Genomic DNA, 25,179 nt, shown 5'->3' with positions numbered 1-25,179 from the left:
AAAACGAACCGATTAATCTGTTAGTGAGCAATCATCTCATGCACAATATCCTCTTCGTTAAGATCTGTAGGATAATACGTTGGCCAATTCGTTACTTCATCTAATAGATCCTCTCTGTCATCGCCCCAGTACAAATGGAAATGGTGAGAATCAGTTGGAGCAATTTCGTGATCACTAAATTGAATATATTCAGGCATGGCTTCGTCTCCATCGACCTTTTCAAAGATAAAGCGAACCCCTCGATTCCCTGCATCATATGTCAAAATTTCATATCCATCGTATTCATAATTCGCTGTACTTTCCTCATCATTTTCATAGAAAGTGAAGCTGTCATCTCCAATAACAATTTGATCAACATCTGTTTCATACCCTACTTCATAGTAATCTTTATACTCTTCAGCAGACATATCATTGCCCTCTTCATCGGCTTTATGCTCAAACACCTCGTCTAATGTACCATCTACCAAATAGGGATAAACGGACTGCCACTCACCAGACCAATCGGATAATGAGCGATCTTTTACATCGTCATTGTAAAAGAAACCATCATAGATTCTTTGGCTTTCTTCATCGTGAGCATGACTATGTGCATGGTCGTGATCATGATCGTGATCATCTATGACAACTTCTACTGAAGGAGACTGGACATATGCTTCATGATCAGCATCAAAAAGTACTGCTTTAATCTCTTGTCCATCATGTGTAGCTTCTCCTGAATAGTGTTCGGTACCATGGTCAGGTACTGATTGCCACTCTGAATTATGATCAGCTCTCGTGTACCAGTGCCAATGATCATAATCTACATCTTCATCGAAGTTCGCTACCAATTCTATTGAATCACCTGTGTGGTAATGATCTGCTAATCCCTCAATACCAACATCTTCTGGAGAATTCTGACCAGGGTCTTCATCATGGTCAGAATGATCCTCTCCTCCTGTTTCTTCTACTTGCTCATCTACACTAGAAGCACTCGAACCTTCATCTGAAGTATCATCGGAATCACAAGCTACAAAAAGCGCTGATGCAATTAAGATACTCCATCCTTTAAGTAGTTTATTATTCATTATTCATATCTCCTTATTTGATTACCTATATTTTTTTAATTTGAAGTATTTCTTTCATTCAACATAGACAAGCTTATTCATCATCGTTTAGCGCTATTTCTAGCGTATCAATGTTCATTCTCATCATGCTGAAATAATCTTCTTCATTCTCGAGATCTTCCTCAGAGATGCTTTCCATATTACGTAGAATGAGGCTCTCAGCCCCAATCTCTGATTGTATGACTTCACTAATCGTACTGCTAACATTATTTTCAAAGGTTACGTATTGAATATTGTTTTCTGATGCTACTTCTACAATTTCCACAAGGTCGGCCTGTGATGGTTCTTGTGTCGTGGATAATCCATGAACGCTAAGCTGTTCAAGTCCGTAACGTTCTTCCCAATAGCCATAAGCGGCATGAGAGACAATGATTTGATGGTGATCTGCTTTAGCAAACGTCTGGCGAAATTCTTCATCAATCTTTTCTAATTCAGTTTTTACTTTTTCAAAATTTCTTTCGAAGGTTTCACGCTCTTCAGGAAGTAATTCAATGAACACCTCTTTAATATTCTCTGCAATTTCTATGCTTAGGATAGGATCTAAAAATACATGTGGATCACCCAGCCCACTCGTACCATCATGATCATCAATCACAATTTCAACAGGTGAAGATTGGACATACGGCTCTAGATTATCATCATAAATAACGAGCATAATTTCCTGACCGTCTCTAGCTTCGGCTTCGAATTTTGTCCGATCCTGACCTTTTGCTGCCTCCCATTGGTGATGCGTATGATTTCGGGTGTACCATTGCGATTGATTAGACTGGAGTGCTTCTTCAATTTCTGCTGTAATAACCACCGTGTCTCCCGTATGATAATGATCAGCAACGCCTTCCACAGCTATTTCTTCTGGAATATCATCACCATACGGGTGGCTCTCGACATCAGGATTATCGACACTATCCTCATCGCTGCGTTCACCTCGTAAAGGAATGTGCTCGCCCGCTGCTATTACGTAAACATTTTCATCATCTAGAACATCTTCCACTGTATCTGCAAATGGTTCTAATCCAACACCGGAATAGATAAATACATCTTGTTCTGCAAGTTTTACAAAGTCAGTGGATGAAGGTTCAAACGTATGTGCATCTGCATTTGGAGGATATATACTTTCTGCTACTACGAATTCTCCTCCAATTTTTTTTGCAAAGTCCTCCAGTGCAAAAAGTGTGGTTGAAACCTCCAATACATCGTTGCTTCCTTCTGTTGATTGCTGCTGATGATCCATACACGCCGTAAGTATTACAGCAAATCCCAAGAAGAAAACATATGAGTTTTTCATTTATCATCCCTCCATTACCGACTTGATTTTTAAATCCAGGATTTATCCTTTGTGCACATGTTTGCGAAATGCAATACGAGGCATTCCGAATGTACGCTTAGAAACTCTAGGATGCCCCCATGATCACCCTTTTCGAAATGCAGCATACTTTGCTACCAGCTCATGACGCTTTCGTTTTTCACCCATACACCTCCTCCTTCAATATTGTAAATCGTAATCGTTACGATCGTAACGATTACGATTTACAGATTAAACAAATCTGCTCGTATTGTCAACACTAGATTTTGATATACATAGAATACGTGTCACTACAATAAATTGAGCCTTTTCAGGTTTATGTAACAGAATGCAAGGCATATCCTTTTTTCATGTTGGAAATTTATATCGAATAGTAGTGGTGCATGATGTAATCACTTGGTTTTTTTTCAGTTTTTGTTGAAATTTCCCCTTCCCATCCTCTTTATGGGTAAGACTTTCCTATGGATGCTAGTTTTTCATCAGTAAATGATTTCGATTTCTTGACTTTCAGACTATGAAATTCAAAGAAAAGAAAGGACAAAAGCCGTTGGCATTTTTCGTATGAAGGTCTAAACGCCTGTCTTTCCACGATTCTACAGGATTTTTATTAAGCATACCGAAATAATTTACTGTAGGAAAAAGGAGGATTGTAGCATTTTAGGGAGTCGATTAACGGGAATAAAAGGGAGGATTTTATGAAGAAATTTAAAACATTTGCACTATCTAGTATTTTCTTTCTGTTAGCTTCATCTGCACTTCCATACGCGGCAACTGCTGAGGAGGCAGAAAAGGCGATTGAAGCACAAATTTTTGGTGTTCATGATTTCACGTCTTCGCAGACGAAGACAGTCATCGTTGAACTTGAAGAAAAGTCTGAACTAGACGCAAGACAATCAGGTGAACGCCAATCTCGCTCCGTACTAACGGACGAGCGCAATCGTGTACTTAATGACATTGAAGTGAATGTCAGCTCAGTAGATGTGGTGCAAGAATATGGCTATGTTTTCTCTGGATTTTCCATCGAGCTTCCAGAAGATGAAATTCCACAACTTCTCACCATTGATGGCGTCAAAGCGGTTTATCCAGATGTGGAATATGAAGTAGACACAATTGGTGAGGACATTGCCATTGCTGAAGAAGAGTTTAGCCCAGACATGCTTGACAGCGGACCTTTCATCGGGAATCAAGAAGCGTTTGATATGGGGTATACCGGGGAAGGTGTAACCGTCGCTGTAATTGATACCGGCGTCGATTATACACACCCTGACTTAGCCCCTGCTTTTGGTAGCTATAAAGGGTATGACTTTGTCGATAATAATGAAGATCCACAAGAGACACCTCCAGGAGACCCTCGTGGTGGTTCCACTGACCACGGCACTCATGTAGCTGGGACGGTTGCCGGTAGTGGCCTTGTTACTGGGATTGCCCCGGACGCGAATCTTCTTGCTTACCGTGTACTCGGACCCGGTGGTTCAGGTACGACAGCTAATGTTATCGCAGGGATTGAGCAAGCGGTTCTCGACGGCGCTGACGTAATGAATTTGTCGCTAGGGAATACGCTGAACGATCCAGACTTTGCAACGAGTATTGCGCTTGATGTGGCAATGGCAGACGGTGTTGTTGCCGTTACGTCTAACGGGAACTCAGGGCCAGAAAACTGGACTGTTGGTTCACCAGGCACGTCACGCGAAGCGATTTCTGTCGGTGCAACACAGTTGCCTTTCGCTGAGTACACTGCAGCAATGCAAACAGAAACAGGTAGCTACCCATCTGCAGAAGTAATGGGCTTCTCTAACGAATTGGATTTACTTCGATTAAACCAAGGAGAGTATGAATTCTTTGATGCAGGCATTGGTGCTCCTGAAGACTTTGAAGATGTTGACGCAGAAGGCAACATTGCACTGATGATTCGAGGGGACTTACCCTTCGTTGAAAAAGCAGAAAATGCAGCGGATGCTGGAGCTGTAGGGGCTATTATTTACAATAACGTCGAAGGAGCTCAGCCAGACGTTCCAGGCTTAGACATCCCGACGGTTAAATTGTCGCTCCAAGACGGGCAAGCGATGCTAGATGCCCTAAGTAACGGGGACAACACCGTTTCATTTGACTTTGATTTTGACCGTGAAGTTGGAGAAACGGTTGCAGACTTCTCTTCTCGCGGACCGGTCATGTTTAACTGGATGATCAAACCAGATGTGTCTGCACCAGGGGTATCGATTGTAAGTACTGTGCCGACACACGATAGTAGCAACCCACACGGATATTCATCCAAACAAGGGACGAGCATGTCAGCACCACACGTCGCTGGTGCAGCAGCTATTCTTTTAGATGCAGATCCGGATGCAAGTGTTGAACACGTACGTGCGGCCTTAATGAATACTGCAGAAACGCTCGTTGACCCTGACGGGAATACGTACCCGCATAATACGCAAGGAACAGGTAGCATTCGAATTCCAGATGCCATTAACGTAGATTCTACAGTTATGCCAGGAACTCACTCATTTGGTATCTTCGCTGAAGATGAGGGAGTCCAAACGAAGCGAAGCTCGTTTACGATTAATAATGTTTCAGATCAAAGACAAGCATATGGCTTCTCGATTGAATTTGATGGCAACCCTTCTGGTATTAGTGCGATGACGAGCAGTGACATTGCGCTTCAACCAGGACAATCTGGTGAAGTTCGCCTGAACATTCAAGTGAATCCTGACCTTTTAGACAGTGGTTATTATGAAGGTATGATTACAGTCGAAAGCCTCACCGATACAATTGAGGTACCTACAATTCTATTTGTAGACGAACCTGATTATCCACGAATTACTTCGCTAAATGTTCTTGATACAGAGGAGACAAATGAATTTGATCTCGTTGCAAATGTACCCCGTGGAGCAGAGGAACTAGGATTCTGGCTCTATGACGCAGAAACAGGCAACTATTTAGGACTTGCTGACTCGTATGCTGATGTTGCTGGTGGTACGTTTGAGGAAACTTATGATGCGACTCATCTTGACGCTGGTGATTACGTAATGATTGGGTATGCTGAATATCTCGAACAAACAAATACCGCTCAAAGTAACGTGTTTACAGTCGTCGAAAGTGACGAAGATGCTTCGCAACCAGAACCAACTCCAGACCCAGAAAACCCACCGCTTTGTGAACATGGCGCGTGGTCAAGCTCTTCCATTTATGTAGGGGGAGACCGCGTTGAGCACAACGGTAACTTCTACGAAGCCAAATGGTGGACGCAAGGTGAAGACCCAGAACAATCTGGACAATGGGATGTTTGGAAGATCGCTTCAGACTGCACCGAGCCAGATGAAGATGACGGTTATCCTGCTTGGTCAACATCTGACATTTACGTCGGCGGAGACCGTGTACTCCATGACGGCCAATTATTTGAAGCCAAATGGTGGACACAAGGGGAAAACCCGAACAATTCTGGACAGTGGGACGTTTGGAAGAACGTAAGCGAATAACGAAAAAAGGTTGAGCGGATCGAACCCGCTCAACCTTTTTAATGTTCAGTGACGAATGCTTCCAACGCATTCACTGCGTCTTCAGCATCATTTCCCTCAGCCTTTATTACAATTGCCGTATCTTTACGAATGGCCAAGCTCATAACACCCATAATGCTTTTCGCATTCACTTCTTGATGATTTTTTTGGATGGTGACATGAGAACCGAATCGATTTGCTTCTTGAACGAACAACGCTGCAGGGCGTGCCTGCAACCCAGATTTTAAAGTGACTGTCACTTCTCTTGTAACCATGGCTTCCCTTCCCTTCACAATCGTTTAAGCTTGCGGCAACTCAATGCTTTCGTGATTACGTAACTTCTCAGCCATCTCATCGAGTTTTCTTAGTCGGTGGTTCACACCTGACTTGCTCACTTTACCTGAAGGAACCATTTCACCGAGCTCTTTCAGCGTAACTTCTTGATGTTTCACTCTTATCTCTGCGATTTCTCTAAGCTTTTGAGGTAATTTATTCAAACCAATCTGTTGCTCAATAAACTCGATATTCTCAACTTGACGTAATGCCGCTCCGACGGTCTTGTTCAAGTTGGCAGTTTCACAATTCACCAACCGGTTGACGGAATTTCTCATGTCTTTCATGATTCGTACGTCCTCAAAATAAAGCAAAGCTTGGTGAGCGCCAATGATATTTAGAAACTCGGTAATTCGCTCGCTCTCTTTCACGTACAAAATAAACCCTTTTTTACGCTCTAGCACTTTTGCCTGCAAATCAAACTCCGCCATCAGCTTTTGGAGTGAGCGATTGTGTTGTTCATATAGTGAAAAGATCTCTAAGTGATACGAAGACGTATCTGGGTGGTTCACCGATCCTCCTGCTAAAAAGGCTCCGCGCAAGTAAGCGCGCTTACAACATTGCTTCTCAATCAACCGATGAGAGATGTCTCGTGTAAATGAATATCCTTCTCCCATAATCTCTGTGTCTGCAAGAATTTCACGAACATGTTCGTATAGTCGAACGATGTATACGTTATTTTTCTTTAAACGCATTTTCTTTCTAACGACGAGTTCTGCCTTCATGTTATCATATGAACGTTTCAGCAACGTGTAAATTCGCCTAGCAATCGCCGCATTCTCGGTGGATATATCAAGGGATAGTTTGCCACTGCCAAATGACAGCGCTCCGTTCATTCGTATGAGTGCAGCTAGCTCAGCCTTCTCACAGCATGAATCGGTTTCAATTTGCGTTAATTCTTTTTTAGTCATCGCTGCAAAAGACGACATGAGCGTTCACCACCTTTATAATTCTATAATAATCTCTGACAGCTTCTCCGCGTGGTGACGCAGATGGCTGCTTTCGATGCGTATGAAGTTATCTTGTATCACTCGTAAACCAAGCGCTTGTAGGTTTTTCGTGTCGCACACGACAGCCTCTGCTCCCTCTTCCATGTAACGGTTTGTCATTTCTTTAGGGATCGGTGCTTCGTTCACTAGCACATGATCGAATACGTCGTTACCGACGTGCCTTTGGATCGCTTTCACATGGTCGGAAGCCGAAAACTGTTCGGTCTCCCCGTACTGCGTCATTACATTGCATATATAAAGCTTCTTCGCTGTTGATTGCTTAATTTCCTCTGTAATTTCGGGCACAAGTAAGTTCGGGAGCACACTCGTAAACAAACTACCTGGACCGATCACAATTTTATCCGCTTCCCGGATGGCTTGGATCGTCTCAGGTAAAGCGGCAGGGTTCCTCGGCTCTATAAAAACGCGATCAATCGTTTGTTCCGCGTGAGGGATGCTGGATTCACCGTAAACAATTGACCCATCCTTCATCTCTGCGGCCAATTCCAAACTATCATTGGACACTGGCAACACCTTGCCCCCAACATTGAGCACTTTACTAAGTTCCGTAATCCCGCGGGCAAAGTCCCCTGTGATCGATGTCATTCCAGCCAAAAGCAAGTTGCCAAGCGTATGACCCGTTAACCCTTCCCCATCTTTAAAACGATGTTGAAAGAGTTGTTCAATTAAAGGCTCTACCTCGGCCAATGCCGCTAACACATTGCGTACATCACCAGGAGGAGGGATGTTCAATTCTTTACGTAAACGACCTGAACTGCCGCCATCATCTGCAACCGTTACGATTGCAGAAATATCTACGTCATATTTCTTTAAACCTCTGAGTAATACCGCGAGACCTGTTCCGCCACCAATGACTGCAACTTTCTGTACACCCACTAGCTACGTTCGCCTCCAACTTTCCGATCGCGATGACTGCGATGAACCGGATAGGCACTCTCATACAAATTCGCAAAGTACTCGACAAGCGTAACGGAGCGATGCTGCCCACCTGTACAACCAATCGCAACAATGAGCTGGGACTTTCCTTCTTGTTTGTATAGCGGTAACATGAACGTTAACAAGTCTTCAAGTTTCTCTATGAAAACTTTCGTGTCATCCCATTTTAGAACATAGTCAGACACATCTTTATCAAGACCGGTCATCGGGCGAAGTCGGTCAATATAATGCGGGTTTGGAAGAAAGCGAACATCAAAGACAAGGTCGGCATCAATCGGAACTCCGTGCTTAAAGCCAAACGACATAAAATGAACCGTAAATGTCTGTTCTTCAGGCTTCGTAAATAAACGATTGATTTCCTCTCGCAACTCTTTTGGTTTAAGGCTTGTCGTATCAATGCGATGCCTTGCACGACCTTTGATTTCTTCTAAAATCTTCCGTTCTTTTTCAATACCTTCTAACAGCGAACCGTTTGGCGCTAACGGATGGGAACGTCTCGTTTCTTTATATCGTTGAACGAGCTTTTCATTATCTGCATCCAAAAATAAAATATGTGTATGCAAATTCGGCTTGTCACCCAGCATACTAACAGCTGAAAACACTTGGTCAAAAAACTCACGACCACGCAGGTCCATCACAAGGGCTACGCGATTCATGGAACCGGATTCAATGAGGTCTAACAATTTCGGAATAAGGGCTGGAGGCAAATTATCAATACAAAAATAACCAAGGTCCTCCAAACTTTGGACCGTTACCGTTTTCCCCGCTCCGGACATCCCGGTTATAACAACAATTTGGATATCTTCGTTCATATCCTTCTCCCCTTTTGTTCACCTGTACCGTTCTGTTCTTCTTCCCATTATACATCATTAAAGGCTCGATTCCCAAAAAAGGCGCAAGGCGATATCGCCTTGCGCTTCAAGATATATAAAAGGGGGGTCAATTAACTAACCCCATCATAGCGCATGAGTGTTGCACTGTGGTTACAAACCCGTTAAAAGCGAATAACGAATTTATAAAGAAATGTTAACATCGTTATTTCGAACCTACTTGGGTGAGCAGTTCTTCGACATAATGCTGTGCATTTTGGGCAGCTAAACTACCATCACCTGTCGCTGTAACAATTTGGCGAAGGCTCTTTTCACGAATGTCTCCTGCAGCATATAGCCCAGGAATGGCCGTTTCCATCTCTTCGTTCGTTTCAATATAACCTTCATCATTTGTGATCCCTAAGTCTTTCACGGCATCGTTTAATGGCAACATCCCGATATAAACAAACACACCTTCGGTTTTGTGTTCATACTCCGTACCATCTTCGACATCCACAAGTGTGACACTGCCTACTTTGCCGTCCTCACTATGAATTTCTTTAACAACCGTATTCCACTTGAAATCAATCTTGTCGTTAACAAATGCGCGTTGCTGAAGAATCTTCTGGGCGCGAAGCTGATCCCTACGGTGCACAATCGTTACTTTATCAGCAAATCGAGTCAAGTAGACAGCTTCCTCCACTGCAGAATCTCCACCACCAACAACGATGATTTCACGCTCACGGAAAAATGCGCCATCACAGACCGCACAATAAGATACGCCACGGCCACCGAGTTCTTTCTCGCCTGGAATGCCTAGTTGTTTATACTCTGCACCGGTCGTAACGATGACGGCTCTCGCTTTGTATGATTTGTTTCCTGCGTGAACGGTTTTATATTCTTTACCTTCTTCAATGGACTTGATGTCGCCATACGCATATTCGGCACCAAATTTTTTGGCATGGTCGAACATTTTATTCGAAAGGTCGGGACCGAGAATATGATCATACCCTGGGTAGTTCTCAACATCTTCGGTATTTGCCATTTGGCCACCTGGAACACCGCGTTCAATCATTAGCGTCGACATTTCAGCTCTTGACGTGTAAACAGCTGCCGTCATTCCAGCTGGACCTGCACCTGCGATAATCACATCATAGATTTTTTCTGTATCCCCTGACATCTCCAACACTCCTTTTTGTTTATTCTGGATTGAAGTTCATTATTTTATCCTGTTCCCAAAGTATATGAAATGTCGCTAGTCAGCGTCCATAAATTTGCTTGAGTGTTACTCGATTCCAAAAGCTAGATCGCGCAAGTCTTCGCAACGCACTTCTTCATCGTCGAGGGATCGTATCTCCCACGTCGCCAGTAAATTAGCCGCATGTTCATGCCCCCACCTTTTGGCGATGGACCACGCTTTTCTTGTGCGGTTATTATACCCGAGGTGATATGCGACAACACCGTACCGGTAGAAAAAAGACGCCTTTTCCTGTGGCATATGCTTTTGCAAATAACGAAAAACAGGAAACGCAGCCTCGTATTCTCCGAGCCTACATAACGTCGTTGCCACCTTATACATATGGCCTTTATCAATCGGTACAACATCTTTTAATCTCTCGGTCCAATAGGACGCTTCTTCTTTGTGACCTGCTTCAAACAGCAAAAGCGCAATTTGGCAAAGTGCCGGCACATATGGCTGCTCCTCAATGAGTTCTTGCAACACGAAAATCGCTTCTTCCGTTCTCCCTTGCAAGTGAAGCGCTCGCGCCAGTTGGTTATATGAAGCCAAATAACTTGGCTGATCCTCAATCATCTCACGCAAATTTCGTTCGGCTTGACGGTAATTGCCTTCTTTAATATAGCGCCACGCTTCTTCATATTGCAAAATGACTTGATCGGGGACAGGGTGATCGACAAGTTCATCGTTTTCTATTCCCGCATCAAGATCCTCAAGGTTTAATAGCTCAAGCAGTTCTTCTGTATCTGCACGAAACTCGCCATATGGCATGAGCTTCAAATAATTATTCGCCGCTTCTCTTGCTTTATCAAACAACCCTAAATAGGCATAATTATTTGCTAGAAAATAATAACAATCGTATAATTGGTAATCAATATGCTCGACTACGTGTAACAGAATCTCGTTGGAACGCTCATACTGACCCATGTCCGATAACACAGCTGCCAACTGACAGTGAAAAACCCCTTCGAGGGGGCGTAAGTCAATGGCTCGTTGCAGCAATCGCGTCGCACGGTGCCAGTCCTTCTTTTGATAAGCAATGACACCTTGTTTAAAGAAGTATTCCGGATTCTGTATAAAAGGGACAACTTGACCCATTGAACAAACCCTCACTCTCCGGTTTTGACCATAGCAAATTCGCTTTTGCCACAAGCTAACTCTCCGAACAAAAGCATAACGAACTAATTATACCATATAATCTATTGGAATCAAAAGAACCGTCTCAAAGTCATGAAGCATAGGTGTACGTTGTCAACATTTAGAACCGTTTCCCAGGCTACGGACGACTTCCTCGCCCCTTTCGTGGTCAAGGTAAGAAAGGTCAATGAAATCTCCGAAGCTAATAAAGTGCCCACGACATTATGTGCGTGTCATCCTTCGATCCATTCATCCTGAAGTGTCTTTTTGCTTTTTGCTTTCAACTGTACTCCTTTATATGTACAACTTTCTTTTCAAAGTCATAGCATCGGTCGTAGTTCTCCATAGGCGCTCATCGTTTTTCGGCCATGAAGCTGTTTCCAAAAGAGCTTCGATTCGAAACAGAATCACCGATCTAAGCCCGTGTTGGTATCAATTTACTTCCAATCGATGATCGTTTCATTCCAAAAAAGAATTATTGGAAGTCGATCGAGCGCTTTAAAGGAGGTAATTGACCGTCGACTTCTAAAGCAGTTTTTTATTTTTAGTCCACAGCTTATACCACGCTCAGCCGAAGACATTCCACGGAGATTGATGTTCGGGTACAAAGCCACACGACAATCCCCTGCCTATAGTTGAGTGAAATTTTTTAGTTCATCTGATACTGAACAGAAAGTGTTCCCTCAATCATGCAACCTGTCTTGCTTTTTACTTTCAGCAGCCAGCTTAGCATAGTTTCCGGCAAAATAGGGGCCCACCTTACATACACCACACAACCAAGCCAATCATCCCGAACAAACAACTTTAGATTTTTCGCTACGCTTGCTCTTCAATATGAGCAAACACCTTTTCTTCGTTGTATACAAAATCATAATCCCTTACGCTGTGACTATAATGTAAAGAGGATCACGTTTATCGAAACGTTCAGATTATTTCCCTGAACCTCTTTTCAAAACAGCACTTTCATACTACGATGTACAGAGTGTCTTTTAAGGGGGATATTCATGTTTATTGCACTTATTACTTTTACAATCCTCGCCTCCTTATTGCTTACCTATGCAATGATCAAGCGTGCCAACAAGACGCTGCTTTATGGGTTAGGACTACTCACAGCATCTCCAATTCTGTTATTAACGTCCGCCTACATGTCAGGATTTGTACTAAGCGCCTCTTTACACGAGACGTCCACACTGGTCGCAGGCGTCCCGGGTCAAGTCATCGGGTTTAGCCTTCCATTTATCGCAGCGCTCTTCTCAGCAATGAGTTTCATTCTCATAGGCAAAGGATTGTTCGGAACAGTCATTAACGTCCGAGCACGCAGAGCATGAAAAACCCCTACCGCAGTAGATGCGGTAGGGGTTTTAGGTTTAATTTCTTTATAGATTTAGATAGTTGAATAACCTAATTTGTGTTTATCTCCAGACGGATGAGCCTTTATCTTGAGGACTCACTTCATTCCATACGGATGAGCCCTTATCTTGGGGACTTACTTCGCCCCATACAGATGAGCCTTTATCTTGGGGACTCACTTCACTCCATACTGATGAGCCCTTATCTTGGGGACTCACTTCGCCCCATACAGATGAGCCTTTATCTAGAGAATTTACACTCCACACCGATGAGCCTTTATCAGCACTAGCATCAGCAACAAATCCTGTAAAACTAATAGACAAAACAAACACAAATGACATAATTAGCTTCTTCATGAAATATCACTCCTAGATTTTAATTGAAAATTACGATATTCTAATGATTTTTTCAAAAAGCTAAACGCTTGTTCGTTTTCTCCTACTCTCTCCATGTAGTAAGATACTTCATTAGACATTTCTGCACACTCAAAATAGAGATTATTTGCCTCGAGTTGATTTAAGCCTTCAATCACAACAGCTAAATCTTTTTTGACATATAAGTTCTGGACAATTTTACAACGGGCAATATATTCAGTTGAATGGTACTTATCTGCTTCATACATGGCAATGTTCAAGTAATTCAATCCCTCTTCATAGTCATCTAATCTAAAGCAAATTAAAGAGATATTATACTTTGTCTTCATGCCCTCAGCAGAGTTTTTGTGCCCTCCAGTCTCTAACGCCTCTAAAAAATTCCTTTTTGCTGATTTTAAATGATTAGATTGCAACAAACTTAAGCCAATGTTTCTTAGTGCTAATGAATGTAATGTTGGATATGATTTAGAAGAATTTAAAACACGATCAAACAGCTCTTTAGCCTCATCAGTCTCTCTCATCTCTGAGTAAACACACCCTAACAATAGCAAGCTATTTAAGGCACGCTCTTCGAAAAGTGGGTTCTCGTTAAATATACTAAATGATTTTTCGAGATAATAAATTGAGCTTACATATTGATCAATTCTATAGTATGTTTCTCCCATCCGCTGATAAAAATCTGCTTTCTCAAAAGGATCTGATAATTGATTTAGCTCAAATTCTGTCTCTTGATAGTAGCGAATAGCTTTAATATAACTACCCTGGAGAAACTCGAAATGACCATAAATATAATTTTGTAAACTCCGAAACGTAGAATTAACATTGACCTTACCTAGATCCTGAAGTTTATCAATTTTTCGATATGCTTCTCCTTCAGATATATTCTCGGTAATCATCATATGCCGAAAGTCGGTAAGCTCGTAGTAGAGTTCGATTTCTTCATCAATTTTCCCTCTAGCCATCAACTCCTCTACAACTTTCTTTAATCGCGTGGCTGCTTCTACGTCTCGTCGAATGATCGCATGGTACCAGTTTCCAATGGTTGACACGAGGTCAGCAGGGGATACATATGAGCTCATTCTGTTATGTCCCCCTTTTAAAACTTAATCTACTTAAAATCCTAGAATTAATATCTATTTTACTATAAAGTAAGAATTTTTCAATATAATTGAGTAAATATTCCTAGTTAATGTGAGCGGAATTTTTCTTTTCTACTAAAAAGCAACAAATTTCTATACGATTTCGCGCTGATTTTGTCCCTTAATCTTCAGTTATGCTATACTGCGGTACACTACATGAATGAAAGCAGGGAATATTTTGACTGCAAATGCCTGTCTACAAACGATACGCTCTTATTATTCTTCCTTATCGGATAAAGAAAAGAAGGTTGCAGATTACATTCTTTCTGCCCCAGATCAAGCGGTTTATTTTTCAATTTCGGAACTGGCAGAAGCAAGTGGTGTTGCTGATGCCACGGTTTCTAGATTCAGTAAACGGCTTGGGTATAAAGGTTTTCAAGATTTGAAAATATCTTTAGCCCGGCAGATTGTGAAAGAGGAAGCGAATATTCACGAATCCATCTCTTTGCAAGATGACGTCGGAACACTTGCCTCAAAAATATTCACTGAACATAAACGAGCCATGGATGACACGCTTGCCCTTTTAAATGAAGAAACGTTGCAACAAGTAGCTGAAGTGATTACGAAAAGCGAGCGCATTGACTTGTACGGTTCGGGCGGTTCCGGAGTTGTTGCCGAAGATGCATACCACAAATTCATGCGGTTTGGCATCCCGATTCAAGCGTTTAGCGACAGTCATCAGCAGATGATGAGCGCGTCTTTGCTTTCAAAAGGTAGTACAGCCATTGGTATTTCAAATAGCGGCAGTAACCGCGATGTTGTTGATGCATTAAAGACCGCCAAAACCGCTGGCGCAACGACGATTGCGATATCAGGGCACACTTCGTCACCATTAACAAAAACTGCGGATTACACGTTAACGACGAGCGCGCGGGAATCACTCTTTCGTTCGGAAGCGATGGCATCCCGCATGGTACAGCTCGCTTTAATCGATGTTTTGTACGTACTCGCCGCACTGCAACTAAAAGATACAACACTGAAAAACTTAGACAAGATTCGTGAGTCGATTGCGACGAAGAGGTATTAATTTTTGAACACGAGCAACTTTGATGACCTCTAATAGCGATGCATGTGCACGCTTTCGACATGGAAGTGCACACTTTTGACAAAGATGTGCACATAATCGACACGGATGTGCACCTTTTCGACAAAACCTACACCCAATGCCAACATCATCACACCGCTTAAAAATATCAAACCCCATCATAGCCACGCTATGATGGGGTTTGTATGTGTACTTAGTTAAAGAAAAAGCTGAGTGCGAATACGACGAGGAATCCGACGACCCCGATAATGGTTTCCATTACGGTCCAAGACTTGAGTGTGTCTTTTTCTGACATGCCGAGGAAACGGTTAACGAGCCAGAAACCTGAGTCGTTCACGTGAGATAATACGGTCGCACCACAGGCGATGGCAACGGCAATGAGAGCGAGTGATGGTTGTGATAAGTCAACAAGACCAACGATTGGCGAGATGAGTCCCGCCGCAGTTAGCATGGCGACGGTTGCTGAACCTTGGGCAACGCGTACCCCGGTTGCGATTAAGAAGGCGAGCAAGACGAGTGGGAACCCAGATGCGGCCATCATGTCTCCCATGACGTCACCGACACCACTTTGGATGAGCACTTCACTAAATACCCCGCCCGCTCCGGTAATAAGGATCACGATTCCTGCCGGTTCCAACGCTTTCGTGGACATATCTTGTAGCTGTTGTTTCGTTAGGCCACGTTTGCGACCTAAGAAATGCAGCGCGAAAAGTGTTGCGATAATTAAAGCGACAAACGGGTGTCCGATGAACATGAATACTTGTTGGACCGCACCTTCATTTAATAGTTGCTCTCCGGCTGTATTCGTTAAAATAAGGATGAGTGGCAGCAAGATAATAAATAGAATTAACTTAAACGAAGGAAGATCGCTCGTCTCTTGTTCTTCGGCTTCTGCACGCGCGCGAATGTGGTCAGGCACGGGCACGTGAATACGGTTGCCGATAAAGCGACCGAATAGTGGCCCTGCGACGATCATGGCAGGCAAACCTGCAATAAAACCGAAAAGGAGCATCCAAGCTAAGTCAACACCTAACATTGATGCAATGGCAATCGGCCCGGGCGTTGGTGGCACAAAGCTATGCGCCACCGCCAAACCAGCGAGCAGCGGGATCGCATAAAAAAGCAACGACTTACCGGTACGCATCGCCAAACTGTAGACGATCGGAATTAAAATGACGAGGGCAACGTCAAGGAATACCGGAATGGCGACGATCAGCCCTGTAAACCCGAGGGCCCATTGCGCCCGCTTCTCGCCAAATGTATCAATGAGGGTGAACGCCAGCCGTTCAGCTCCTCCGGATGTTCTGAGCACTTCACCAAACATGGCGCCAAGACCGACGACAATGGCGATAAATCCAAGTGCGCCACCCATTCCTTCTTCGATCGTTTCAAGCAGTGCTAATGGGTCCATACCGGTCATTAGTCCAATGAAGATACTCGCCAATAGCAGCGCCAAAAACGCTTGCATTTTGGAACGAATGATTAAGTATAAAAGTAAGCTGATACCTAAAATTGTAATAATTATTAAGCTTACGCCTGACATGGAGAATTACCCCTTTGTTTTCGTATTAATACTCCTTACCATTCGGCAACACTGCCATCTGTGTGTCTCCAAACCGGATTTCGCCAGTTGTGACCTTCTTCACTCATTTTCCTTACATGCGCTTCATTAATTTCAATCCCCAAACCTGGACGATTTGGAATCTCTACATACCCATCTTTATAGTTAAAAACGCTCGTATCGGCCAAATAGTCCAGTAAATCGGACCCTTGGTTATAATGAATACCTAGGCTTTGCTCCTGAATAAACGCATTGTGGCACGTTGCGTCCACTTGTAAGCACGCAGCAAGTGCAATCGGTCCTAACGGGCAATGCGGTGCGGCGGCGACGTCAAACGCTTCTGCCATCGACAAGATTTTCTTATTTTCCGTAATGCCACCGGCATGAGAAAGGTCTGGCTGAATAATGTCTACGTAACCGTTTTGCAAAAGGTTCTTGAAATCCCATTTTGAATACATTCTTTCGCCAGTCGCAATCGGAATGGCGGTATGGTTTGCGATCTCTCGCAACGCTTCGTTATTTTCAGGGAGAACGGGCTCCTCAATGAACATTGGCCGGAACGGTTCAAGCTCTTTTGCAAGGATTTTCGCCATCGGTTTGTGGACTCTCCCGTGAAAATCGATGCCAATACCAATATAAGGACCTACCGCTTCACGAATGGCAGCAACATTTTCCAGAACAAGATCGATTTTTTCGTAGGAATCGACGTATTGCAATTCGTTCGTTCCGTTCATTTTTACCGCTGTGAACCCACGGTCAACGACACGCTTCGCCTCTTGCCCAACATCTGCAGGGCGATCTCCGCCAATCCAGGAATATACTTTAATAGAATCCCTTGCTTTACCGCCGAGCAATTCATGGACCGGCGCACCATAGTATTTGCCCTTAATGTCCCAGAGCGCTTGATCAATTCCAGAAATTGCACTCATGAGAATCGGACCTCCACGATAAAAGCCAGAGCGATACATCACATTCCAATGATCTTCAATATGAAGTGGGTTTTTGTCCATGACGTATTCCATCAATTCATGAACGGCAGCTTTCACGGTTGCCGCACGTCCTTCAACGATCGGCTCCCCCCAACCGGTAATCCCCTCGTCTGTCTCGATCTTTAGAAACAACCAACGTGGGGGTACTTGAAACAATTCATAGTTTACGATTTTCATCGTTCGTCACTTCCTTTCTCCATTCGTGGTTACGCTTTCAGAAATTCATCTTCTTGATCTGAAATTATCAAAACGGTTTCACCTATCATTTTAATTCCTACTTATTTTTCAAAACGATTGAGTGCATCTTACCACTATGTGGTTAAAAATGAAATATATTTTCTTCATTTCATTTACAAATGAAAATTATTTTAATAAGATACAAACAACACCATTACTTTGGAGGCGTTTTTATGAAGGTAGGCATTGTTGGGCTTGGAAAGATGGGACTGTCTCTATCTTTACAGCTTATGGATCGTAACATCGATGTTGTTGGATTGGACCAACAACCGGAAGCAAGGAATACATTGCAGGCAGCTGGTGGGGGGACCGCGGAAACGATTGATGATCTCCTGAACGCTCTTGAGACCCCGCGCACCCTCATTTTGCTCGTGCCTGCTGGAGACATTACCGAAGACGTATTTCAGGAATTACGCGGGAAACTAGCACCCGATGACCTCATTATTGATGCTGGAAACGCCCATTACCGCGATACATTACGTCGTCACGAACAGTTAAAAGACACTGGGATTCTGTTTGCAGATAGCGGGACGTCTGGGGGCATTTCTGGTGCTAGAAATGGGCTCTGTGCAATGGTAGGCGCGGATGAGGAAGCAGCCGATCGCGTCAAAGCGGTCTTTGAAGCCATTACAATTGAGAATGGATTTTTACTCACTGGGGAAGTCGGGAGCGGACACTATTTAAAAATGATTCACAATGGCATCGAATACGGAATGATGCAAAGCATTGGCGAAGGGTTTGAGCTCCTAGAAAAAGGGCCATTCGAATATCATTACGAGAGCGTTGCCGACATGTGGAATCACGGCTCTGTCATTCGAGGATGGTTAATGGAATTAACCGCAGAAGCATTTAAAGACGAGCCAAAACTAGAGAGCATTAAAGGCGTGATGCATTCTTCCGGAGAAGGCAAATGGACAGTAGAAGCGGCTTTAGACTATCAAGCAAGTGCCCCCGTCATTGCAATGTCGCAGTTGATGCGCTACCGCTCACTAGATGACGACCCGTTTCACGGAAAGGTAGTCGCTGCATTGCGCCATCAGTTTGGCGGTCATGCGATTGAGAAAAAAGAGTAGTGGAAGCAGGTGATTGACATGGACAATCATTATATCGGCGTGGACATTGGAACAACCGGCGTCAAAGCCGTTGTATTCGATCAAGAAGGGACGGAGAGATTCAAAGCGTACGAGACGTACCCAATGCGAAGCCCGACTCCGGACGCCGCCGAACAAGATGCAAACCTCATCTATGAGAAAACGATGGGCGTACTCGAGCAAGCACTTGCGTTTCTGGCAGACGAAGGGACGCGTGTGCGTGCGGTGAGTTTTAGTTCTGCTATGCACAGTATGATGTGTGTCGATGAGTCAGGAGAACCTCTGACACAGTTGATCACATGGGCGGACAAACGAAGCGCAAAAGAAACGAAAGCGCTGCAACAGACGGAGCGGGGGCAGGATTTTTATGAACGTACGGGAACACCGATTCACCCGATGTCTCCGTTCGCCAAGCTCGTGTGGATGAATGATCATCAAGCACCATTGCTAGAAAAAACCGCAAAAATCGTTGGGATTAAAGAATATATCCTCTTTAAACTATTCGGGGAATTTGTGATGGACGAGTCGATTGCAAGCGCTACTGGACTGATGAACATTCACACACGCGAGTGGGATGAAGACATTGCCGCTTATGCAGGTATTTCCCTAGAGCAACTTCCGACGCTTGTCCCAACATCGTATACGTTCTATAGAGAAGAGACTCCATACATTATCGGAGCAAGCGATGGCGTTCTGTCCAACTTAGGCGTTGGCGCCATTGATGAAGGGGAAGTGGCGCTAACAATCGGAACGAGCGCGGCGATTCGTAGTGCATCTCGCGCGCCACACGTGGATGCCAAAGGCAGGACGTTCTGCTACTTACTAACAGATGATCTATGGATTATTGGCGGTCCGATTAACAATGGTGGCATTGCCCTTCAATGGGTTGTCGAAGAACTCATTAAAGATGACACCATGACGAGCGAGAATGCGACAGAGGCGGCGATATCGCTCGCCGAACGTGTGCCGGCAGGGTCAAATGGTTTGCTCTTTTTGCCGTTTTTGACCGGTGAACGTGCGCCGCTTTGGAACCCGGAAGCGACCGCATCTTATATTGGACTCACCCGCACCCATACGCGCGAAGATATGATTCGGGCTGCGTTAGAAGGGGTCACGTTCAACATTTATAGCGTCTTGCTTGCCTTGCAAGAATTAATCGGAGTTCCAAACGCCATTTACGCTTCCGGGGGGTTCTCCCGCTCAGAGACATGGAAACAGATGGCAGCGGATATTTTTGATCAACCGCTTCATTTCTCTCCCTCTTATGAAAGCTCGGCATTCGGCGCTGTGATCTTGAGCATGTACACACTCGGAGACATTGAGCAGCTCTCTCATTTTAAAAATCGTAAAACTCGAGAAGAAACGGTTGTGCCAGATGCAACAACTGCAACCACCTATCGCGACTATAGCTCGCTATATTTAGAACTAATTCGGAGCTTGTCTCCCCATTACGAGCGGTTATATCGTTTGCAACAAGCTGCAGCAACTAGTCGATAACTTTTCTACCCTACCCATTTCTTCATTTTTTAGAAATGGGTTTTTCAAGCGGTGTAAACTGCGGTAAACAAAGGGACTGAAAAAAGCGAATCACTCGTTCACGCGAACCCTCTGGCCGTGCGTATGTGGGGATTCCAACAACATTGAGCGTTGCATTCGTCAATTATTCCCACATAGAACCGCCTATGTGGGAATATCGCCTTTCTATGTGGGGATTCCTGCAAAAATCGGCTCGATATTTCAGAGAATCCCATCATAGATCCTGTCTATGATGGGATTCTCTATTTATAACAAGAGAAACACGGTTATACGTTTTTCAGTAAGCTACGTCATCAAGGGGGGCAGTACCCACTAAAATCCCATCTCACAATTATTCAATTTACTCATTTACGGCAAGCTTGTTATCCTCTTTTATCGAATACACCTGATAATAATATGTTAAAATTTCTTGAGAACATTCGTTACCACTCCAATACAAAAGCATCATTTAAAGTCATCCACTTGCAACAAAAATTACAATATATTAAGAATTTTTACAATTAATTTACGTTCGTACGAGCGTTCATTTCTTCCTATAATGATACAAACGGCAGAAAACAAGGAGTTCAGCAATGAAACAACAATCCATCTTGATCGGTGCGGTTGCGATTGGTGGCGGGCTCGGCAGTAGCTTGCGTTATGGCATACATATGATGAGCCCGCTCACGCATGGCCCGTTAGGCACGATCATCGTAAACCTTATTGCGAGCTTCTTGCTCGGGGCGCTCGTAGGTGCGGTGCTCAACCGCTCGTTTCCCGAATGGTTGCGCGCTGGGTTTGGCGTTGGTTTTTGTGGGGGGCTCTCAACGATGTCCGCCTTTGCAGCGGATGGGGTGTTTCTCATCACAGACCAGCACCTGGTTTTCGCTGGCGTCTATATGATCGTGTCACTCGTTGGAGGCATCTGCTTCTCATTTTGCGGGTTGGTGTGTGGACAAAAATGGGCAGGAGGAGCAAATCAATGACCGTATTCGCTGTGTTTTTCGGAGGAGCTGCCGGTGCGGTTTTGCGGCTGATCCTTGGCAATGCCATTCAACGCCAAACACCCCACACACCGGTTCCTCTTGCAATGATCATCGTAAACATTGTAGGTTCTTTCGGCCTCGGCGCGTGGTATGCATGGTCAACAGCAGACGAAAGTATTGTACACGCACTCATTGCCATCGGATTTTTCGGAGGATTCACGACGTTCTCGACATTCAGTGTGGAAGCACTGGAGCTACTCGAGCAACGTCGCTACCTCCCTTTACTCATTTACGTAAGCCTAACTTTACTCGGGTCCGTCGTTGGTTTTCTAATCGGGCTCAGTCTTTCAATTCTTTAATCAAGTCCTGGGGTGTGTCTCCTTGTAACGCTTGCACAAGGTTTTTCGCCGCACACATTTCCATCTCTCGCGTCGTTTCATGTGTACTTGATCCGATGTGCGGGGTCAATGTGACGTTATCTAGTAATAACAACGGGTGATCGGCAGGCAGTGGCTCCTGATCAAAGACGTCTAGACCCGCTGCAAAGATTTGCTTCTCTCGTAACGCCGTGACGAGCGCACCTTCATCTACGACAGGGCCACGCGCAGCATTAACGAGTACACTCGTCGGCTTCATAAGCCCAAATTCTCGTGTACTAATGAGCCCTGTCGTCTCTTCTGTTAACGGAACCATCACAACGACAATATCAGCATGTTGGAGCAGATCATCCAGTTCCATGTACCGCGCCTCGTAATTTTGCTCCACTTCCGGTTGGCGGCGACGGTTGTGATACACGACGTCCATTTCAAATCCGAGGCGGGCCCGTCTGACAACTTTCTCTCCAATACGCCCCATGCCAATAATGCCGAGTGTGCGATGATGCAAGTCTTGACCAAAAAATGTGCTATCTGGTTCTGGCTGCCACTCACCTTTTTTAATATACTCATGTAACTCAGCAATTCGACGACTCGAAGAAATCATCAGGCCAAGCACGAGGTCAGCCACTGTTTCATCGAGCACATAAGGCGTATGCGTCGCAAGCACCCCGTACTCTTGAAACGCGTCGATATCAAACGCATCATAACCGACACTAACCGTGCTAACGACTTTTAGCTTCTTAGCATCGGCTAACAGCTGAGCATCAACTCGTGTAGACGTTAGCATCGCCCCTTCTGCTCGTTGCAACTCATCACGCAAACGTTCCGCGGGTACTTTTTTGTTGGGCTCATTCCACACCGCCAGCTCAAAATGTTGTTCGAGGTAGTCTCGGGTTTCTCGTTCAATCGGATGTCCGACAAACACGTAAGGCTTCACGACGTCACTCCATCATTTTGCAAAATTTGTTGAAATAATTGTATGAACTTATCTTGTTCCTCTATAAATGGCGTATGCGCACTATTCTCAAACACATGGAAATCCTTATGCGGGGCATCGATCTTTTCAAAGAAGCGCTCGGCTTCCAAAAGACTCGTCTGGTAGTCATACCGTCCGTGCATAATATAAACAGGCATTTCAAAACGTTTCGTTCGTTCAGCCACGTCTACGTCCATCATTTCTTTCCCCACTTGTTTATACGTTAGCGCCGCACCAGGCAAGATGTTCATTCGTTCCCGCAGCGTGTACGCACGACATTTCATAATATCAACGAGGCTGTTCGTGTTTGAGTAACCGCTTTTCTTCATCCCGCCGCCGTACTTATTCACTTTCCCAAGCAGCATTCGGTAATCGGCATTTTCATGTAACGTGTCATCAACTTTCACTTTTTTGACGCGCTTTACTACCCCATGTTCTCCTCGAACCGCTGCACTTCGTTCCAAAAACTTGAGTGTATCTTTCGTTGATTCACGGTGTCTACCCATCTGCCCCGATGTAATCAACGCATGAAAATGCTCGGGATGTGCATAGGCTGTTAGGCAGGCAATCATACTACCCCACGAATGCCCGAACAAATAAATCTTCTCGCGTTTCCATTGCTGTTTTACATGTTTAGTGATTGCTAAACAATCCTTCACGTAACGATCAATCGAAAGCTCTCCTTGTGTTTTCGGGTTATAAGACATGCCCGCACCTGGTTGGTCCCAATAACAGACCGTCACATCTTCAAGCCACGCTAATTTTTCAGCCGCCATTAATGGGTATTCAGGAAATCCTGGCCCCCCATGTACAAACAGTAATATTGGATTTTCTTTATCGGTTCCTTCAATAATCATTCCGTGCTCATGTCCGTCAATCTCCACATACTCTTTTTGTGTAAACATCCAAGCCCTCCTACAATCTGCTCTTTACGATAAAATACTGTGCACTATAATACGTTGCCATAATAAGAACATGCGACAGTTCCAAAGATTCTACGAAACGGTTCCACGCCAAGAAACTATCGGAAATAATAAACAAAGCTGCCCCGAAAATCGCCAAGCGGTTTCTCGTAAGCATTGCTGTAATTCCCATCGAACCAATGACCACTATGTACAATACGACAGGAACAACCATAGCAATGTCGCCTGATTCTACTAAAGCACGAATAATAAAAAAGCCAATAAATACGATATAAATGAAAATGATTCCGACAGCCAATACACGATTGGCCTCTCTTTTTCGTGCATGCCAAAACGCAGGAATATAAAATAAATGACCGATCAAAAAGATGACAAGTCCAGCGATAAACGAATACGCAATCGCCACATCTGCCACTGCACAGACTGTGACGCCAATCATGACGAGCATACCCGAGCCTTTTGTGCGAATGTTAAGACCATAAATAATAATAAGGACCATCGGAATAACTTTGAACAGAACAACAACGTGTGTGGATACATTTAATAAAGGAATAATGAAAATATAAAGTGCACTCATCAATAAGATCAAACCTGTTAAACGCTGCATAAGAACACACCCCCTTCCCGGTCAGTATCTTCATTATCCCCTGTAACGCGCCGTTCATCAACGGTTTAATCCCGCACACGCAAAACCGCGAACCCTTGCAACCACGACCAAACGATCGCAGAAACCGTGTACACGAACAACAGACTAAAACAGATCAATCCAATCGTCATAAACATCGAATCCGATAAAGAAAACAAACTTCCGGTCAATATAAACATCGCAAACACAACGATGAGCACGAGAAATATGACTTGCGGTAACAACGCACGCTTGCCATGCCGCTTAATTTCATCCTCACCAACAGCCATGGCAACGACCGGACCAATTACAGGGAGAATTGTAATGCTAAAATACGGCAACGAGGAAAGAAAGGACGTATTTTTCAGAAGAGGGTTCCTCACCTTGATTCGTTCTCGAAACTGCGCGTCTCCCTTTACCAACTCATCAATCGTTACATCGAAAATGCGACTTAACTCCACAAGCCTCTCAATATCGGGATAAGCCTTTTCGTTCTCCCACTTGTAGACCGCTTGCCTCGTGACGTGGAGCTTTAACGCTAATTGCTCTTGAGAAAGGCCATGTTCCATTCTTAATCGACGAATGTGTTCATGTAATTTCATTAGCTCTCTCCTCCTTCTTCACCACCTTAC

At 44.2% G+C, this 25,179-nt stretch carries 23 protein-coding genes; 7 read left to right on the top strand and 16 right to left on the bottom strand.

The annotated features are described in order from the left end of the window. Positions 1–20: 20 nt before the first annotated feature. Both ACE1TF_RS03140 and ACE1TF_RS03135 read right to left on the bottom strand, forming a co-directional pair. A complete protein-coding gene (locus ACE1TF_RS03140) occupies positions 21–1,064 on the bottom strand; it encodes a metal-binding protein ZinT (RefSeq protein ID WP_375014173.1) in 1,044 nt (347 codons plus the stop codon). A 73-nt stretch (positions 1,065–1,137) separates the two neighbouring features. After that, a complete protein-coding gene (locus ACE1TF_RS03135; RefSeq protein WP_375014171.1) occupies positions 1,138–2,388 on the bottom strand; it encodes a metal ABC transporter solute-binding protein, Zn/Mn family in 1,251 nt (416 codons plus the stop codon). Between the two features lie 713 nt (positions 2,389–3,101). Between ACE1TF_RS03135 and ACE1TF_RS03130 the strand changes: the two genes are divergently transcribed. Further along, positions 3,102–5,879, top strand: coding sequence for a S8 family serine peptidase (locus tag ACE1TF_RS03130; RefSeq protein ID WP_375014169.1), 2,778 nt, complete (start codon positions 3,102–3,104; stop codon positions 5,877–5,879). A 38-nt stretch (positions 5,880–5,917) separates the two neighbouring features. Here the strand turns inward: ACE1TF_RS03130 and ACE1TF_RS03125 are convergent, their stop codons facing one another. The 6 genes from ACE1TF_RS03125 to ACE1TF_RS03100 form a co-directional block, all read right to left on the bottom strand. Continuing rightward, positions 5,918–6,172 carry an HPr family phosphocarrier protein gene (locus tag ACE1TF_RS03125; protein ID WP_042398077.1) on the bottom strand — a complete coding sequence of 85 codons (255 nt, stop codon included), beginning with the start codon at positions 6,170–6,172 and terminating at the stop codon, positions 5,918–5,920. 24 nt (positions 6,173–6,196) lie between these two features. After that, positions 6,197–7,159 (bottom strand): DNA-binding protein WhiA, encoded by a 963-nt coding sequence (whiA, locus tag ACE1TF_RS03120; RefSeq protein ID WP_375014167.1) that lies wholly within the window; start codon positions 7,157–7,159, stop codon positions 6,197–6,199. A gap of 15 nt (positions 7,160–7,174) precedes the next feature. Next, the gene (locus ACE1TF_RS03115) at positions 7,175–8,116 is read right to left on the bottom strand and encodes a gluconeogenesis factor YvcK family protein (protein ID WP_375014165.1); all 942 of its coding nucleotides are present in this window, start codon (positions 8,114–8,116) and stop codon (positions 7,175–7,177) included. After that, complete coding sequence (gene rapZ / locus ACE1TF_RS03110) at positions 8,116–8,988, bottom strand: RNase adapter RapZ (protein WP_375014163.1); 873 nt, start codon at positions 8,986–8,988, stop codon at positions 8,116–8,118. Before rapZ ends, ACE1TF_RS03115 begins: the two co-directional genes overlap by 1 nt. 223 nt (positions 8,989–9,211) lie before the next feature. Next, entirely contained in the window at positions 9,212–10,165 is a 954-nt protein-coding gene (gene trxB / locus ACE1TF_RS03105) for a thioredoxin-disulfide reductase (protein ID WP_042398065.1), read from the bottom strand. Positions 10,166–10,270: 105 nt separating this feature from the next. Further along, positions 10,271–11,320: a tetratricopeptide repeat protein gene (locus ACE1TF_RS03100; protein WP_375014160.1), complete on the bottom strand. Its 1,050-nt coding sequence runs from the start codon at positions 11,318–11,320 to the stop codon at positions 10,271–10,273. A gap of 1,043 nt (positions 11,321–12,363) precedes the next feature. Here ACE1TF_RS03100 and ACE1TF_RS03095 point away from each other — a divergent pair. Next, a complete protein-coding gene (locus ACE1TF_RS03095; RefSeq protein ID WP_375014158.1) occupies positions 12,364–12,687 on the top strand; it encodes a hypothetical protein in 324 nt (107 codons plus the stop codon). Positions 12,688–12,771: 84 nt separating this feature from the next. On the opposite strand, the gene ACE1TF_RS03090 is transcribed toward ACE1TF_RS03095, so the two are convergent. Next, the gene (locus ACE1TF_RS03090) at positions 12,772–13,065 is read right to left on the bottom strand and encodes a hypothetical protein (protein WP_375014156.1); all 294 of its coding nucleotides are present in this window, start codon (positions 13,063–13,065) and stop codon (positions 12,772–12,774) included. Further along, positions 13,062–14,162, bottom strand: coding sequence for a response regulator aspartate phosphatase (locus ACE1TF_RS03085; RefSeq protein WP_375014154.1), 1,101 nt, complete (start codon positions 14,160–14,162; stop codon positions 13,062–13,064). Before ACE1TF_RS03085 ends, ACE1TF_RS03090 begins: the two co-directional genes overlap by 4 nt. Before the next feature lie 238 nt (positions 14,163–14,400). On the opposite strand from ACE1TF_RS03085, the gene ACE1TF_RS03080 reads away from it, so the two are divergent. Further along, positions 14,401–15,249 carry a MurR/RpiR family transcriptional regulator gene (locus ACE1TF_RS03080; RefSeq protein WP_375014152.1) on the top strand — a complete coding sequence of 283 codons (849 nt, stop codon included), beginning with the start codon at positions 14,401–14,403 and terminating at the stop codon, positions 15,247–15,249. Positions 15,250–15,460: 211 nt separating this feature from the next. Here the strand turns inward: ACE1TF_RS03080 and ACE1TF_RS03075 are convergent, their stop codons facing one another. Together ACE1TF_RS03075 and dgoD are read right to left on the bottom strand one after the other, a co-directional pair. Further along, on the bottom strand, positions 15,461–16,810 hold the full coding sequence (locus ACE1TF_RS03075) for a GntP family permease (protein ID WP_375014150.1): 1,350 nt from the start codon (positions 16,808–16,810) through the stop codon (positions 15,461–15,463). Between the two features lie 35 nt (positions 16,811–16,845). Then, complete coding sequence (gene dgoD / locus ACE1TF_RS03070; RefSeq protein WP_375014148.1) at positions 16,846–17,994, bottom strand: galactonate dehydratase; 1,149 nt, start codon at positions 17,992–17,994, stop codon at positions 16,846–16,848. A gap of 233 nt (positions 17,995–18,227) precedes the next feature. Here dgoD and gnd point away from each other — a divergent pair, with 233 nt between their 5' ends. The 4 genes from gnd (at position 18,228) to crcB (ending at position 22,005) form a co-directional block, all read left to right on the top strand. Then, entirely contained in the window at positions 18,228–19,127 is a 900-nt protein-coding gene (gene gnd / locus ACE1TF_RS03065; RefSeq protein WP_375014146.1) for a phosphogluconate dehydrogenase (NAD(+)-dependent, decarboxylating), read from the top strand. An 18-nt stretch (positions 19,128–19,145) separates the two neighbouring features. Next, positions 19,146–20,642 carry a gluconokinase gene (locus ACE1TF_RS03060; RefSeq protein ID WP_375014144.1) on the top strand — a complete coding sequence of 499 codons (1,497 nt, stop codon included), beginning with the start codon at positions 19,146–19,148 and terminating at the stop codon, positions 20,640–20,642. A 611-nt stretch (positions 20,643–21,253) separates the two neighbouring features. Continuing rightward, a complete protein-coding gene (locus ACE1TF_RS03055) occupies positions 21,254–21,646 on the top strand; it encodes a fluoride efflux transporter FluC (protein WP_375014142.1) in 393 nt (130 codons plus the stop codon). Beyond that, a complete protein-coding gene (gene crcB, locus ACE1TF_RS03050; protein ID WP_375014139.1) occupies positions 21,643–22,005 on the top strand; it encodes a fluoride efflux transporter CrcB in 363 nt (120 codons plus the stop codon). Before ACE1TF_RS03055 ends, crcB begins: the two co-directional genes overlap by 4 nt. Here crcB and ACE1TF_RS03045 read toward each other — a convergent pair. The 4 genes from ACE1TF_RS03045 to ACE1TF_RS03030 all read right to left on the bottom strand — a co-directional run bounded on the left by ACE1TF_RS03045 (position 21,986) and on the right by ACE1TF_RS03030 (position 25,149). Then, complete coding sequence (locus tag ACE1TF_RS03045) at positions 21,986–22,960, bottom strand: 2-hydroxyacid dehydrogenase (RefSeq protein ID WP_375014137.1); 975 nt, start codon at positions 22,958–22,960, stop codon at positions 21,986–21,988. The genes crcB and ACE1TF_RS03045 overlap by 20 nt on opposite strands. Further along, positions 22,957–23,904, bottom strand: a complete 948-nt coding sequence (locus tag ACE1TF_RS03040) for an alpha/beta fold hydrolase (protein ID WP_375014135.1) — start codon at positions 23,902–23,904, stop codon at positions 22,957–22,959. Before ACE1TF_RS03040 ends, ACE1TF_RS03045 begins: the two co-directional genes overlap by 4 nt. A gap of 10 nt (positions 23,905–23,914) precedes the next feature. Beyond that, positions 23,915–24,529: a lysoplasmalogenase gene (locus ACE1TF_RS03035; RefSeq protein WP_375014133.1), complete on the bottom strand. Its 615-nt coding sequence runs from the start codon at positions 24,527–24,529 to the stop codon at positions 23,915–23,917. A 65-nt stretch (positions 24,530–24,594) separates the two neighbouring features. Continuing rightward, positions 24,595–25,149, bottom strand: coding sequence for a helix-turn-helix domain-containing protein (locus ACE1TF_RS03030; RefSeq protein WP_375014131.1), 555 nt, complete (start codon positions 25,147–25,149; stop codon positions 24,595–24,597). Positions 25,150–25,179: the final 30 nt, after the last annotated feature.

The organism is Geomicrobium sp. JSM 1781026, from assembly GCF_041949955.1.
In the GTDB taxonomy this organism is placed as follows: domain Bacteria; phylum Bacillota; class Bacilli; order Bacillales; family Marinococcaceae; genus Geomicrobium_A.
This window is presented reverse-complemented; position numbering and strand designations above follow the sequence as displayed.

Coding starts and splice junctions, on each gene's coding strand:
- ACE1TF_RS03140 (WP_375014173.1), bottom strand. CDS start 1,064: ATGAATAATAAACTACTTAAAGGATGGAGTATCTTAATTGCATCAGCG.
- ACE1TF_RS03135 (WP_375014171.1), bottom strand. CDS start 2,388: ATGAAAAACTCATATGTTTTCTTCTTGGGATTTGCTGTAATACTTACG.
- ACE1TF_RS03130 (WP_375014169.1), top strand. CDS start 3,102: ATGAAGAAATTTAAAACATTTGCACTATCTAGTATTTTCTTTCTGTTA.
- ACE1TF_RS03125 (WP_042398077.1), bottom strand. CDS start 6,172: ATGGTTACAAGAGAAGTGACAGTCACTTTAAAATCTGGGTTGCAGGCA.
- whiA (WP_375014167.1), bottom strand. CDS start 7,159: ATGTCGTCTTTTGCAGCGATGACTAAAAAAGAATTAACGCAAATTGAA.
- rapZ (WP_375014163.1), bottom strand. CDS start 8,988: ATGAACGAAGATATCCAAATTGTTGTTATAACCGGGATGTCCGGAGCG.
- trxB (WP_042398065.1), bottom strand. CDS start 10,165: ATGTCAGGGGATACAGAAAAAATCTATGATGTGATTATCGCAGGTGCA.
- ACE1TF_RS03100 (WP_375014160.1), bottom strand. CDS start 11,320: ATGGGTCAAGTTGTCCCTTTTATACAGAATCCGGAATACTTCTTTAAA.
- ACE1TF_RS03095 (WP_375014158.1), top strand. CDS start 12,364: ATGTTTATTGCACTTATTACTTTTACAATCCTCGCCTCCTTATTGCTT.
- ACE1TF_RS03090 (WP_375014156.1), bottom strand. CDS start 13,065: ATGAAGAAGCTAATTATGTCATTTGTGTTTGTTTTGTCTATTAGTTTT.
- ACE1TF_RS03085 (WP_375014154.1), bottom strand. CDS start 14,162: ATGAGCTCATATGTATCCCCTGCTGACCTCGTGTCAACCATTGGAAAC.
- ACE1TF_RS03075 (WP_375014150.1), bottom strand. CDS start 16,810: ATGTCAGGCGTAAGCTTAATAATTATTACAATTTTAGGTATCAGCTTA.
- dgoD (WP_375014148.1), bottom strand. CDS start 17,994: ATGAAAATCGTAAACTATGAATTGTTTCAAGTACCCCCACGTTGGTTG.
- gnd (WP_375014146.1), top strand. CDS start 18,228: ATGAAGGTAGGCATTGTTGGGCTTGGAAAGATGGGACTGTCTCTATCT.
- ACE1TF_RS03060 (WP_375014144.1), top strand. CDS start 19,146: ATGGACAATCATTATATCGGCGTGGACATTGGAACAACCGGCGTCAAA.
- ACE1TF_RS03055 (WP_375014142.1), top strand. CDS start 21,254: ATGAAACAACAATCCATCTTGATCGGTGCGGTTGCGATTGGTGGCGGG.
- crcB (WP_375014139.1), top strand. CDS start 21,643: ATGACCGTATTCGCTGTGTTTTTCGGAGGAGCTGCCGGTGCGGTTTTG.
- ACE1TF_RS03040 (WP_375014135.1), bottom strand. CDS start 23,904: ATGTTTACACAAAAAGAGTATGTGGAGATTGACGGACATGAGCACGGA.
- ACE1TF_RS03035 (WP_375014133.1), bottom strand. CDS start 24,529: ATGCAGCGTTTAACAGGTTTGATCTTATTGATGAGTGCACTTTATATT.
- ACE1TF_RS03030 (WP_375014131.1), bottom strand. CDS start 25,149: ATGAAATTACATGAACACATTCGTCGATTAAGAATGGAACATGGCCTT.